The sequence below is a fragment of the Shewanella sp. MMG014 genome, assembly GCF_018100775.1.
Classification (GTDB): Bacteria; Pseudomonadota; Gammaproteobacteria; order Enterobacterales; family Shewanellaceae; genus Shewanella; species Shewanella japonica.
This window is the reverse complement of the sequence record NZ_JAGJDZ010000043.1, coordinates 1-323: the sequence shown is the minus strand read 5'-3', so window position 1 is coordinate 323 and position 323 is coordinate 1. Positions and strand designations below refer to the sequence as shown.

General features: G+C 40.6%; 1 tRNA gene. It reads left to right on the top strand.

Annotation, left to right across the window (positions count from 1 at the left end):
- Window positions 1–134 precede the first annotated feature (134 nt).
- Window positions 135–211: transfer RNA gene (locus J8L86_RS21050), tRNA-Ile, on the top strand.
- Window positions 212–323: the final 112 nt, after the last annotated feature.

Sequence of the window (323 nt, the reverse complement as noted above, 5' to 3'; positions counted from 1 at the left end):
GTATCGAAAGATATTTTTGAGGATTTTGATTCTTAATCAAGGCACTTGATGAGTCTCGTAGGGAGTGTGCTTTAGCACATGACTGAGAAACGAAGAAAGTAACGCAGAGTAAGGATTAAAAGACCAAAAAAAATGGGTCTGTAGCTCAGCTGGTTAGAGCGCACCCCTGATAAGGGTGAGGTCGGTGGTTCAAGTCCACTCTGACCCACCAATTCTTTTCTACTCTTCGTTAGTTTAATACTCGTTTAGCAGGCTAAACGTCGCATTAAACTGCCTTAATTAGCATACGAATTGGCAAGCCAATTTAATTGGTATTCGATATT